Origin of the sequence: Salipiger bermudensis HTCC2601 (genome assembly GCF_000153725.1) — a bacterium.
Classification (GTDB): domain Bacteria; phylum Pseudomonadota; class Alphaproteobacteria; order Rhodobacterales; family Rhodobacteraceae; genus Salipiger; species Salipiger bermudensis.
In genome coordinates, this window is record NZ_DS022276.1 from 1622044 (window position 1) to 1633996 (window position 11953).

13 protein-coding genes are annotated in these 11953 nt (G+C 65.0%); 8 read left to right on the forward strand and 5 right to left on the reverse strand.

The features are described from left to right. Positions 1–139 precede the first annotated feature (139 nt). Complete coding sequence (locus tag R2601_RS07675) at positions 140–805, forward strand: YiaD family glycine zipper/OmpA-like lipoprotein (protein ID WP_007796093.1); 666 nt, start codon at positions 140–142, stop codon at positions 803–805. 60 nt (positions 806–865) lie between these two features. On the opposite strand, the gene R2601_RS07680 is transcribed toward R2601_RS07675, so the two are convergent. After that, the gene (locus tag R2601_RS07680) at positions 866–1264 is read right to left on the reverse strand and encodes a VOC family protein (RefSeq protein WP_007796095.1); all 399 of its coding nucleotides are present in this window, start codon (positions 1262–1264) and stop codon (positions 866–868) included. Between the two features lie 34 nt (positions 1265–1298). On the opposite strand from R2601_RS07680, the gene R2601_RS07685 reads away from it, so the two are divergent. Further along, a complete protein-coding gene (locus R2601_RS07685) occupies positions 1299–2096 on the forward strand; it encodes an HTD2 family dehydratase (RefSeq protein WP_007796098.1) in 798 nt (265 codons plus the stop codon). Between the two features lie 63 nt (positions 2097–2159). On the opposite strand, the gene R2601_RS07690 is transcribed toward R2601_RS07685, so the two are convergent. Beyond that, positions 2160–2849 (reverse strand): sugar transferase, encoded by a 690-nt coding sequence (locus tag R2601_RS07690; protein WP_007796101.1) that lies wholly within the window; start codon positions 2847–2849, stop codon positions 2160–2162. A gap of 974 nt (positions 2850–3823) precedes the next feature. On the opposite strand from R2601_RS07690, the gene R2601_RS07695 reads away from it, so the two are divergent. The 6 genes from R2601_RS07695 (at position 3824) to R2601_RS07720 (ending at position 7679) form a co-directional block, all read left to right on the forward strand. Beyond that, a complete protein-coding gene (locus R2601_RS07695; protein WP_007796105.1) occupies positions 3824–4438 on the forward strand; it encodes a ribonuclease D in 615 nt (204 codons plus the stop codon). A 4-nt stretch (positions 4439–4442) separates the two neighbouring features. Further along, the gene (lptC, locus tag R2601_RS07700) at positions 4443–5051 is read left to right on the forward strand and encodes an LPS export ABC transporter periplasmic protein LptC (protein ID WP_007796108.1); all 609 of its coding nucleotides are present in this window, start codon (positions 4443–4445) and stop codon (positions 5049–5051) included. Positions 5052–5061: 10 nt separating this feature from the next. After that, positions 5062–5559, forward strand: a complete 498-nt coding sequence (locus R2601_RS07705) for an LptA/OstA family protein (RefSeq protein ID WP_007796111.1) — start codon at positions 5062–5064, stop codon at positions 5557–5559. A 25-nt stretch (positions 5560–5584) separates the two neighbouring features. Continuing rightward, positions 5585–6343 carry an LPS export ABC transporter ATP-binding protein gene (gene lptB, locus R2601_RS07710; protein ID WP_007796114.1) on the forward strand — a complete coding sequence of 253 codons (759 nt, stop codon included), beginning with the start codon at positions 5585–5587 and terminating at the stop codon, positions 6341–6343. 251 nt (positions 6344–6594) lie between these two features. After that, on the forward strand, positions 6595–7158 hold the full coding sequence (hpf, locus tag R2601_RS07715) for a ribosome hibernation-promoting factor, HPF/YfiA family (RefSeq protein WP_007796116.1): 564 nt from the start codon (positions 6595–6597) through the stop codon (positions 7156–7158). Positions 7159–7214: 56 nt separating this feature from the next. Beyond that, positions 7215–7679 carry a PTS sugar transporter subunit IIA gene (locus R2601_RS07720; RefSeq protein WP_007796119.1) on the forward strand — a complete coding sequence of 155 codons (465 nt, stop codon included), beginning with the start codon at positions 7215–7217 and terminating at the stop codon, positions 7677–7679. Positions 7680–7797: 118 nt separating this feature from the next. Here the strand turns inward: R2601_RS07720 and R2601_RS07725 are convergent, their stop codons facing one another. Genes R2601_RS07725 through R2601_RS07735 form a run of 3 tightly spaced genes read right to left on the reverse strand, consistent with a single transcriptional unit; the run spans position 7798 to position 11940 of the window. After that, positions 7798–9225, reverse strand: coding sequence for a sulfotransferase family 2 domain-containing protein (locus tag R2601_RS07725; protein ID WP_007796121.1), 1428 nt, complete (start codon positions 9223–9225; stop codon positions 7798–7800). A 7-nt stretch (positions 9226–9232) separates the two neighbouring features. Then, complete coding sequence (locus tag R2601_RS07730; RefSeq protein WP_007796123.1) at positions 9233–10933, reverse strand: DUF5927 domain-containing protein; 1701 nt, start codon at positions 10931–10933, stop codon at positions 9233–9235. Next, complete coding sequence (locus tag R2601_RS07735) at positions 10930–11940, reverse strand: glycosyltransferase family 2 protein (RefSeq protein ID WP_040544483.1); 1011 nt, start codon at positions 11938–11940, stop codon at positions 10930–10932. The genes R2601_RS07730 and R2601_RS07735 overlap by 4 nt, the downstream gene beginning before the upstream one ends. Positions 11941–11953 lie beyond the last annotated feature (13 nt).

An 11953-nucleotide genomic window follows, 5' to 3' on the forward strand; every position in this document is an offset into this window, starting at 1 on the left:
CACCGTGAAGTGAGGCGCGGAATGGGCAAAGACCCGCCGACCCCCCCGTGACAGCGCTGTTGGTCCGTTGCATGGTCGATCTATAATTCAGGAGGAGCGCCCCCGCGACGCGGGGGCCATAACGATCAAGAGGCACACCATGATCCGGGCCAAGACGTCCATTCTTCTTTCCCTTGCCGCAGTGATGGGGCTGAGCGCCTGTTCCGACGGCCAGATGTTCGACGAGAACAACCCCAACCGGAACACCAACCAGGGCGTCATTCTCGGCGCGCTTGGCGGCGCTGCGGCAGGTCGCCTGATCGGTGGCAACAACGACGATGCCGTCAAGAACACCCTCGCCGGTGCCGCAGCGGGCGCCATCGCCGGCGGCGTGATCGGCAACCAGCTCGACAAGCAGGAAGCGGAACTGCGCCAGCAGCTCGGCAACGATGTCGGCATTCGCAACACCGGCGATCGGCTGATCGTGACCATGCCGCAGGACATCCTGTTCGGCTTCGACAGCGACACGCTGCGCAACGACCTGCAGGCCGACATCCGCACCGTGGGCAGTTCGCTGCTCCAGTACCCGAACACCAGCGTTCAGGTCGTCGGCCACACCGACAGCGACGGCGATGCCGGCTACAACCAGGGCCTGTCGCAGCGTCGCGCGCAGTCCGTCGCGAACGTGCTGGTCTCGAGCGGTGTGCCCTCGAGCCGCATTTCGGTCATCGGTCGGGGCGAAGCGGCTCCCGTCGCGTCGAACCTGACGCCCGAGGGCAAGGCGCAGAACCGCCGGGTGGAAATCGTCATCCTGCCGAACGCCTGATCCGGCACGCTTTGGCTGACATCGGCGCGTCGCGGGGGCTCCCGCGGCGCGTTTTTCGTTTCAGAGCCGGTTCGAGAGCTCGATCAGGGTGCCGTCCGGGTCGCGGAGATAGAGCGACAGGATCGGCCCCTCGGCGCCGCTGCGTCGCACCGGGCCTTCCTCGGGGCTGATCTTCAATGCATCGAGGTGCGCTTGCCAGTCGGCCAAGGGCGTGTCGCTGAGAAAGCAGAGATCGGCCGAGCCTGTCGTCGGGCGTGCGGCCTTGGGCAGGAACTCGGCCCCGGCTTGGTGGAGGTTGATCTTCTGGCTGCCGAAGCGCAGCGCCCAGCGTTGCGAGCCGTCAGCCGGGGTGAAGCGCTCGGCCCGCATGCCGAGCACCTCGGTGTAGAACGCCAGCGTGACGTTGAGATCGGCGACAGTGAGGACCAGATGGTCGAGAGACTGGACGGTGGGCGTCATGGGTGGTCTAGATCCTTTCCGCAGGGAGGTGCTTATGACTGACCTTACAGCCGAGACACGGCAGACCGACAGGCTCGATCCGGCCCGGGCCAACGCGCTTCTGGCCGCGCTGGGCCGCCCCGAACGGCTTGCCGAAGGCGATGCGCTGCCGCCGTTCTTCCACCAGATCCATTTCTGGGAGGCGCAGCCCCCCGAGGCGCTGGGCCGGGACGGCCACCCGCGCACCGGCGGTCTGATCCCCGATCTCGGCCTGCCGCGCCGGATGTGGGCCGGTGGCGCGCTGCGCTTCCTTGCGCCGCTGAGGGTCGGGCAGGAGGCCGAGAAGCGCACGATCCGCGAAACGGTCGCGCAGAAGACCGGCCGCACCGGGCCGTTGGCCTTCGTCACCCTGCGCCACGAGATCCGGCAGGACGGGGCGCTGTGCGTCGAGGAACGGCAGGATCTCGTCTATCGCGAAGATCCCACGCCCGACGCGCCGCGCCCGGGGCCGCCGGAGGCGCGCCGCGATGAGACCGAGGCGCGGGTCGCTTGCTTCGACAGCACGCTGTTGTTCCGGTACTCGGCGCTGACCTTCAACGGACACCGCATCCACTACGATGCCGACTATGCCCGCGAGGTCGAGGGTTATGCCGATCTTGTGGTCCACGGACCGCTGCTGGCGCAGCTTCTGATCCTGATGGCCGAGGAGCAGGCGCCGCTGAAGGACTTCCGCTTCCGCGCCACCGCGCCGGTGACGCTGGGCGAGGAGGTCACGCTTTGTCGCGACACTGAAAGCGCCTGGGTGAGGGGTGCGGACGGGCGACAGTGCATGGCCGCCAAGCTTGGCTTCTGAGCCCGGAACGAAAAAGCCCCCGCCGATGGCGAGGGCCTTTTCGAAAAGCGTTTTGCTCCGGGCTCAGCAGCCGGTGCCGTTCAGAACGACGCGCACGGTGCGGGCGAGGATCTTGAGATCGGTGCCGAAGGACAGCTGGCGCAGGTAGTCGGTGTCGAACCCGGCCCGCTCGGCGAAGCTCGACTCGTTGCGCACCGAGGTCTGCCAGAAGCCGGTGATGCCCGGGCGCAGCGCGTAATAGGCGGTGCCGGGATAGAGGTCCTGCTGTTCGACCATCATCGGGCGCGGACCCACCAGCGACATGTCCCCGCGCAGCACGTTGAGCAGCTGCGGCAGCTCGTCGAGCGAGGTCTTGCGGATCAGCCGGCCGACCGCAGTGATGCGCGGATCGCGGCGCAGCTTCTGGGCGTGGTTCCACTCGGCGCGGGCCTCGGGATTGCTGGCGAGATAGGCCTCGAGGCGGGAGTCGGCATCGACCACCATCGAGCGCAGCTTGTACATGTAGAAGACGCGGCCATTCCGGCCAACGCGCTTCTGGAGATAGAAGGGCGACTTGCCGTCCAGCGCGATGATCGCGGCGAGGACCATCGTCACGAGCAGCACCGGCAGCGCGCCCAGCAGGACGATGGTGATGTCCAGAATGCGCTTGGCAAGGCGGTCGTAGGAGGCGCCGGTCGGTGCCGCAAAGAGGGCATCGTCGATCAGGGTTTCTATACCGGGGCTCGGCAGCGGCTGGCGAATGTGAATAGTCAATTTGACCTCCTCGAGGCATGTATTGACGGAAACGCAGGCAAGGATGTGCTTTCGGCCGGTCGCAAGTCGCAGCGATCCGGTCCTTCGCGATCATGCGAAGGCTGGGAACGCTCGAGGCGCATCAGGCTTTCAGAAGATTTTCTGGTCCTAACAAGACCGAAGCAAACTCACCATAACTCCCAAGTGGAAGCACCAACCCCCAAGTGCCGTAGTGTGACGAAACTATGTTCTTACTCTCGACACAAATGGTTATGCATTGCGCCTTAAGTGCGGTCAACTCCATGTTTTTGCCACAATTAAAAGTTGAGCCAACCTTTAGATGACCTGCTCTCGGACCGGCGCATTGGCCACAAATTCGGGCGTCCGGCAGACCGGAGAATGCCGGTGGCGGCGCCGCTATCCGAGCTTTGGCAGTGGCCGTGCAAGGGAGGAGAGGGAGCAGCTGCGGCAACAGCACCCTCGGAAACAGTTCAATCCCCGTTTTCGGCGATCCAGTTTCGAAAATGTAAACAAATGCTCGAAAATGAATGCATCGTCGCGCGAAACTCGATGCGAAGGGTTGGGGCAATTCGCACCCTGTCTCTACGGCTGTCTTCTGGGTCGCATTCGGAAACAATGATTGTGGGAGGGTGCAGCGGGTTTTCGTCTCTCGATCGCCACTGCGGCGCCGGGTTTGCGACGCGGGGCTCACTCGCTTGCCGGCGCGGGGAGGTTTTTCGAGGAAGGCAGGGAGCAACACGCTAAGGGGGAGTGTTGATATTCACGGAATGTTACAAATGCCGCTTTTCAGGTGAGCGGGAGCCCGAATCGCGGCGGTTTACGGCCCTCAAATCGTCAAACTTGGTCCGAATCGCGCCACATTCTCAGCCGAGTTCGGCGAAATGAGGCGGGCGCGACCCTCAAGCTTCAGTTGCAAGCCAAGGGGCGCAGGCCTATTTCGGGCCGGTCGGTATCTGTATCGGAAAGGGCCCGTCATGGCGAACCACCTCTACAAAGGCGATCTCCCCGACGGGCTCGATCTTGGCCCGGTCGTGGCGATCGACTGCGAGACCATGGGGCTCGAGCCGCATCGCGACCGGCTCTGCGTGGTGCAGCTCTCGGGCGGGGACGGCAACGCCCATCTCGTGCAGGTGGCGAAGGGCCAGACCGAGGCGCCGAACCTCTGCCGCCTGCTGCGCGACGAGTGCGTGCTCAAGCTGTTCCACTATGGCCGCTTCGACATCGCCGCCATGTACAATGCCTTCGGGGCGCTGGCGGCGCCGGTCTATTGCACCAAGATCGCCAGCCGCATGGTGCGCACCTACACCGACCGGCACGGGCTCAAGACGCTGACTCAAGAGTTGCTGTCGGTCGATATCTCGAAGCAGCAGCAATCGAGCGACTGGGGGGCCGAGACCCTGACCGAGGCGCAGCGCGACTATGCCGCCTCGGACGTCCTGCACCTGCACAAGCTGCGCGAGGCGCTCGACGGCATGCTCGCCCGCGAGGGCCGCAGCGCGCTGGCGCAGAGCTGCTTCGACTTCCTGCCGACCCGGGCGCTCCTCGATCTCGAGGGCTGGCCGGGCACCGATATCTTCGCGCATTCCTGATCCGATGGCGCGTCGGGGGGACACCTATTCCTATGTGATCGGCTGGCTGAAGATCCTGCTGCCGCTGGTGGCGCTTGCGCTGCTCTCGACCCTCTTCCTCGTCGGGCGTAGCAGCGAGCCGACTGTGAACATTCCCTTCGCCGATCCCGACGGCTCGGACGGACCTGCGCGGCAGCAGATCGTGGCGCCGCGCTATGCCGGGCTGACCGCACGCGGCGATCAGCTGATCCTCACCGCTGACAGTGCCGAGCCTTTGGCCGACGGCATGGACGAGGTTCTTGCGCATCAGCTTGATGCCAGCATCGACATGTCCGACGGCAGCCGCATCACCCTGCGCTCCGACCGCGCGGTGGTCAGCGAAGGCGAGCAGAGCGCCGATCTCGAGGGGGCGGTGCGGATCGAGAGCAGCACGGGCTACCGGATCGACACCGAGCGTCTGCGCGCGGCGATGGACCGGATCGAGGCCGAAACCCTCGCACCGGTCTCGGGCGAGGGGCCGGCGGGCAGTTTCACCGCGGGAAAGCTGACCATCGCGCCGACCGAAACCGGCGAGGACGTGCAACTGCTTTTCACGCAAGGCGTAAACCTGATATATGATCCGAAAGATCCATAGGGGTTCCAGTATGTTCCGATTTCTGACCATTGCCGCCATGCTCTTCGCCCTCTCGGGGCCGGCTCTGGCACAGGGCGCTCAGGTCGCCTTCGGGGGCATGCAGCAGGATACCAGTGCGCCGGTCGAGGTCAGCGCCGACCAGCTTCAGGTCAACCAGTCGGACGGCACCGCGCTCTACACCGGCAACGTGGTGATCGGGCAGGGCGAGATGCGGCTCGCGGCGCCGCGGGTCCTCGTGGTGTTCGACGAGGCCGGCAACCGCATCGCGCGGCTCGAGGCGACCGGCGGGGTCACGCTGGTCAGCGGCGAGGAAGCCGCCGAGTCCGAGCGCGCCGATTACGATATCGACGAAGGCACCGTCGTGATGACGGGCAATGTGCTGCTCACGCAGGGGCCGAACGCCCTGACCTCGGAGCGCATGGTCGTGAATCTTGAGGGCGGCACCGCGCAGATGACGGGGCGCGTGCGCACGGTGATCTCGCAGGGCGCGGACGAGCAACAACAGTAATTTCCAGAAGAGTAACGACATTTCGATGGCCCGTCCTGATCTGACCGTGACCGAAGGCGACAGCGGCCTTCGCGTGCGGAACCTGCGCAAGAGCTACAAGAAGCGTGTCGTGATCCGCGACGTCACCCTCGATCTCGACCGGGGCGAGGTGGTGGCGCTGCTTGGGCCCAACGGCTCGGGCAAGACCACGACCTTCTACGCGGTGGCCGGTCTGGTGAACCCCGAGGGCGGCAAGGTCACCATCGACGGGCGCGATGCCACGTGGATGCCGATGTATCGCCGCGCGCGTCTCGGCATCGGCTACCTGCCGCAGGAGATGTCGATCTTCCGTGGCCTCTCGGTCGAGGACAACATCACCGCCGTGCTCGATATCGCCGAGAGCGACCGGCACCGCCGCCGCGAGCGGCTCGAGGAGTTGCTGGGCGAGTTCTCGATCGAACACCTTCGCCGCGCCCCGGCTTTGGCGCTTTCGGGCGGCGAGCGGCGGCGCGTCGAGATCGCCCGCTGCCTTGCGGCCAGCCCCAAGTACCTGCTGCTCGACGAGCCATTCGCCGGGGTCGACCCGATCAGCGTCAACGACATCCGCATGCTGGTCTCGGACCTCAAGACGCGCGGCATCGGCGTGCTGATCACCGACCACAACGTGCGCGAGACGCTGGAGATCGTCGACCGGGCCTATATCCTGCATGATGGCAAGGTGCTGATGTCCGGGACGCCCGCCGAGGTGGTGCAGAACGAGAATGTCCGCCGGGTCTATCTCGGTGAGAACTTCCGGATCGGATAAATCGGATTGTTCCCAGATGGCTGCGCGATTTGACGAGGGTTTGCGACAGATCATTGACAGAACGACCCCGTTTCACGTCAAATATACCCATGACGCAGCGCAGTTTTGCATGCCTGAACGAAGCGCCCCGAGGAGAGGGAAGAAGGGGTCTTTGCTGCAGTTGCCTTGCGTCTCCCATGATCCGACACCAGATCTAACCTGCCAGTAAGGCGGGAACTGTAGTCGGGTCCAAAGAAGAGAAGGAAACAGACATGCGCTATCAGATCACGGGAAAGCAGATCGATATCGGCGAAGCCCTTCAGACTCACGTCAAGAACGAGTTGGGCACCGTCCTGGAGAAATACGCCTTCCGGCCCACGGACGCGACCATCACCTTTTCCAAGAGCGCACATGAGTATATCTGCGAAGTCACGGTACACCTGTCCACCGGCCTGACCTCTTCGGCCAAGGACAAGGCAACCGAGATCTACGCAGCCTTCGACGGTGTATCCGAGAAGGTGGACAAGCAGCTGCGTCGCTACAAGCGCCGCCTGAAAGACCACCACAAGGATCGTGCCGAGCCCGTTGAACTCTTCGGAGCAGCCTCGTATATCCTCGCCGGCGAAGCCGAGTCGCATGACGACGAACCGGACTCGCTGCAGCCGATCATTGTCGCTGAGATGGAGACCCAGATTCCATCGCTGACGGTTGGCGAAGCCGTTATGCAGATGGAGCTGGCCGGGGCCCCCGTCCTGGTCTTCCGCAATGAGAAAAAGGATGGGGTGAACGTCGTGTATCGCCGCGACGACGGCAACATCGGCTGGATCGATCCGTAAGAGATCGTCCATGTCGCGGCCTGAAACGCCCCAGAGCAGACAGTGAAAGGCGGTCTATGACCTTCTTGGAACTTCTGAAACCGCAAGCGGTGAAGGTCGTTGCTGCGGCTAGCAGCAAGAAGCGCCTGATGCATGACATCGCGGATCTGGCCGAAAGCGCTTACGCGCTCTCGGCCCCCTCCGTCGTCGAGGCGCTGATGGAACGCGAAAGCCTTGGCCCCACCGGTGTGGGCCATGGCGTCGCCCTTCCCCACGCTCGCCTGCACGGGCTCGATGAAGTGAAGGGCGTCTTCATTCTTCTCGAGAAACCGGTGGAGTTCGAATCCGTCGATCGTCAGCCGGTCGACGTGGTGCTGTCGCTTTTCGCCCCCGCCGATGCCGGGGTCGAGCATCTCAAGGCGCTGGCGCTGGTCTCGCGCACGCTGCGCGACGCGGCGCTGTGCAACAAGCTGCGCGCCAACCCCGACGCCGCCACCCTGCACGCCATCCTCACCGAGGATCGCTCGTCGCAAGCGGCCTGAGCACCGGTCATCGACCGGGTGCGCCCGGTCAGTATGACCTCCTCTTCGACATCGTCAGCCCTGCGCGCGGCACGACCCGGGGTCGCCGCGCCTTTGGTGCTGTCGGTGCCCGGAGCGTTCAGCCCCAGTCGCCGAAGCCGAACATAAGGTAGTCGCGCTGATAGGCCTCGCGCGCCGCGCTTTCGAGCTGGTCGTCGTAGATCTGCGCCAGCGCGTAGGGTGCCTGCGTCGGCACGGCGACCGGATCCGGCGGCGCGGCATGGCCGACCTGCATGGCCAGCGCCGGCAGGTAGCTTGTCATTTCGTCCTCGCGTACCAGCATGTCGGGTAGGGTCAGCTCGGCCATACCCTGGAGCGCCTGCGTCTGGCTGGCCCAGTGGCCGTCGATCCGCACCGCGGTCTGCCCGGCGAGGTTGGCCTTGAGGAAGTGCAGGAAGGCGGTGAAGGCCTCGCGATGTGCCTCGAGCGTGTAGTCGCTGCCGGGCTCGCCTTCGGGGATCGGCAGATTGTGGGCACGGCGCAGGGTCTTGCGAATGCCCTTGTAGCTGCCCTTGCCGGTGCTCAGGATCTTCGAGCAGAAGGCATCATGCGCGCGCGCCAGCGGGTGGCGCAGCACGGTGAAGCTGCGGTGGGCCGGGCGCTCGCGTTTCCATTGCCGCAGGCTCTGCTGGTTGAAGTCGCGCACCAGAGCCTCCTCCGGGACCCCGTCGAGCGCGCACATCCAGTTGAGCACCGTCGCCTCGGGGCCGGACTTGAGCGGCATGTAGAGCAGCGGCGTCCGTGCCCCGCCCACGTAGCCCGGCACCGCCGGCCCGCGCCGGGGCTCGAAGTTCGGGGTCCGCGTCAGGTTGAACCGGTCGAGCCGCGCCAGAGCCTGCTCCATCTCGGCAAAGTTCTCGACCTTCTGCGAGATCGGCTCGGGGTTCTGCCGCTTCAGGGCGGTGTTGAGGCTGTCGAGCCGCGAGGTCGCGCCCAGCCAGCGGGCCAGCCCGTTCATCACCGCGACGTCCTGCAGGTCTTCGTAGGCGACGTAGAATGCCGTTTGCCCCGTGGTCTGAAGCGCGTTCATCAGCGTGACCTGAAACGCCTGCAACGCTTCGAGATGAGCCTCGAACTCGGCGGCGTCGAACTGCGCCTTGGCATCCTTGCGCTTCTTGACGTTGGTCAGCTTCCACTGCCCCGTGGCCTGCGCGATCTTCCAGCTGACATAACTGTCGACAGGGTTGCGGGTGAGGATGATCTTGGCGCAGCGCTCGTCCTCGAGGATCGCGGGCAGGATGCGCGGGTCGTGATCGTGGAAGAAGCGGAACCCGGCGAGCCCGTCTTCGTGTCTGCGGATCTCTTTCAGGAGCCCCGCGGGGTCGCGGTCGCGTTCGGCCTGGGTGATGCCGAGCACATCCTGGGAATTCGGGTAGCCGATGAAATGCGGATTGAAGACCTCGCCAAGGCAGCTCAACCCGTCGAAGGCATTGAGGTTGGCTTCGAGGAAATTCGAGCCGGTCCGCATCTCGGCGAAGACCACGAAACTATCGAAACGGTCGGACATGGCGGGCCTATTTCTTCACGAGATACGGTTTGCGCGCGGCGCGGCGCGGATTGCGCGGGGCGTGTTCCACCGGGAAATCGCCCATCAGGTAGGGGTGCATCCCCTGGTTTTTGAGGTTCTGCAGGAACCGGCCGAAGCCGCTGAGATCCTCCATCACCGGCGCCTCGGCAAGGCGGCGATGCGGCTTCTGTCCGATCTCGTCGATGACGATCTGCAGCGGCTCCATCGGGGCCTCGATGAACTCGGCCATGGTCCAGATCCGGATCCGCGCCTTGGCCTCGGGCGAGCGCAACTGGTCGAGCATCTTGTGCTCGACCTTCTGCAGCAGCGCGGCCTCGGCGCGCAGGTTGGCGAAATTGGCGTTCGACTTGAACAGCGGCACCGCCCAGGCGCCCGAGATCACGTTGATCTGGGCATTGGGATCGCGGGCCATGTCCCAGATGATCTTGGGGTTGTCATGCGGCCCGTATTGAAAGCACTGCCGCTCGCCGCGCGTGTTCCACAGCAGGTTGGTGAGAAACGCCTTGGGGTTGGCGTCTCGCAGCGCGGCATTGTCCGACAGCGCGCCGTTCAGAACGCATTGTCCGCCGGCGAACTCGGCCCGCTGGGGGCCGAAGAGATGGCCGTGGACCTGCGCGCCGGTGGCGCGGGCGAGCCAGCTTTCGAACTCCTTGAACAGGTCCGAGAAGCCCTGAAAGACGGAATACTTGCCTGCGGTCAGCCCGTTCTCCCAGCCGTAATTGGGAAAGCGCGACTGCATGTAGAGCCCGGTGCGGCCCCGGGTGCGGCGGTCCACGGCCTTGGCGAAGATGCGGTCGATCTTGCCGGGGTTGGGCTCCTGCCGGTTCTGCGCCGCTTCGGGGTGGTCCAGGAACGCGTCGTAGAGCCGCTCTGCATGGGGCCAGATCTTGCGCGCCACGAAGCAGTCCGAGCGGCGGAGCAGCTGCAGGTGATCGTCGTAGAAGATGTGCGGCTTGCCCTGGAAGTCGAACTTCGACAGCGTCAGAGAGCGGCTCTCGATGTTGGTGGAGTAGAGCCGCGCGAGGGTCTGGAAATAGCTCTCGTCCGGGATCCAGACGCGCTTGAAGTAGCGGTCGAACTTGCGCCGCTCAGGGTCCTGCAGGATCGCCGAGAGGGTCTGCCGGGTGAGGCACCACCACTGGCTGCCCATATGCGGCACGACGCCCTTGGGAATGCGGCGGCGAAAGCCGATCCGGCGCTGCAGCTCGACATAGCGGTCGAAAAGATAGCGGTTCTTGCGCCACGAGAACGGGAAGAACAGGGTGAAGCGCTCGTGGTCGAGCCCGCCGACCGTCCAGGGGACATCGGCGGTGGTGGCGCTTTCGATGAAATCGGTGCGCGGGCGCTCATCGAGATACTCGATCAGCTCCTCGATCGGGCGCAGCGGCAGGCAGGAGCCGGAGGTCAGGTAGACATGGCGCACGCCCGGATAGCTCTCGAGCATCAGCTCCGAGGCATCCTGGCTCGCCGCCACCAGCCCCCAGGTGCCCCATTCGCAGCGGTGACGCTTGGAGAACCGCACGTTGGGCTCATCGGCGAGGCTGCGCACGAAGCCGTCATAGACCCTCCGGGGCACCATGCTGTCGACATGGATCACCACCGGGCAGCCGGCACGGGTCCAGTGCCGGGCGACCTGTTCGGCGCGGCCGAGCGCGGTGTGCACCAGCATCACGATGCCGACGCTCATGCCCAGTTCCCCTTGGACATCAGGCCGAGGATCTCGAGCTGGCGCCAGTTGATGTATTTCTCGGACCACTTGCACCAGAGCTCGGGGTTGTCGCGGATGCCGGCGGCATAGGCGAGATACTCGGTCGAGCCGGCGTAATGCTCGCGCCGGTTCAGCTCTTCCTCGGCCTTGGCGCCGAACGTGTCGAGGAACTTGGTGTGCAGCAGCAGGCCGCTGGCCTTCTCGCCGCCCCACTCGTCATAGACGGCGTTGAGCCCGCGCGGCAGCAGCATGTGGGTCGAGCTGACATAGGTGTAGCGTCGGTCCCATTTCACCAGCGGGATCTTGTTCAGCGCCGGCGCCCGCTCTGGGCGGTCGGGAAAGAACACCCGCGCCCGGGGCCCGCCCTGGATCCACAGATTGCCGAAGCGCTTGTTGCGGCTGATCGTGTAGTTGCCGGCATCGAACCATGACGCGATCTCGAGCGGGTTCTGGCCGCGCTCGTAGGGCTGCGCGTCGATCCGGCCCTTGGGATACATGTCGAGCAACATGGCCGAGAAGCTCTTGATCGACGAGGCATCGAGCCAGTCGGTCAGGGCGCGCAGGGGCCGGGTGTCGCAGAACGGATAGAGAAAGAACTCGTCGGGATCGACGGTCAGCGCCCAGTGGCCATGGGCATACCTGCGCAGCAGGAAGTTGATCCAGTCCATGCCGAAGCGCGAGCGCTTGTAGCTGCCCCGACTGCTCCAGACCGAGACATCCTCCTGCCGGGAGAGGTAGTCGAGCGAGCCGTCGGTGCTGTCATTGTCGACGAAGAAGAAGTGGTTCACCCCCATGTCCCGGTAATATTCCAGGAAATAGGGCAGGCGGATGCCCTCGTTGCGCTGGGTGCAGAACACCAGCAGGTCGCTCGAGCGGAGCTTGTCGGTCCGGTTGGTGACCGGCATGAGTTCGCGGCTCTTGCGCAGGGCGCGAATGCGCCAGCGCTTGCGCTGAAGCCTCAGCCGGTATGACTGCCATGCACCCACTGTGCGCCCTCGT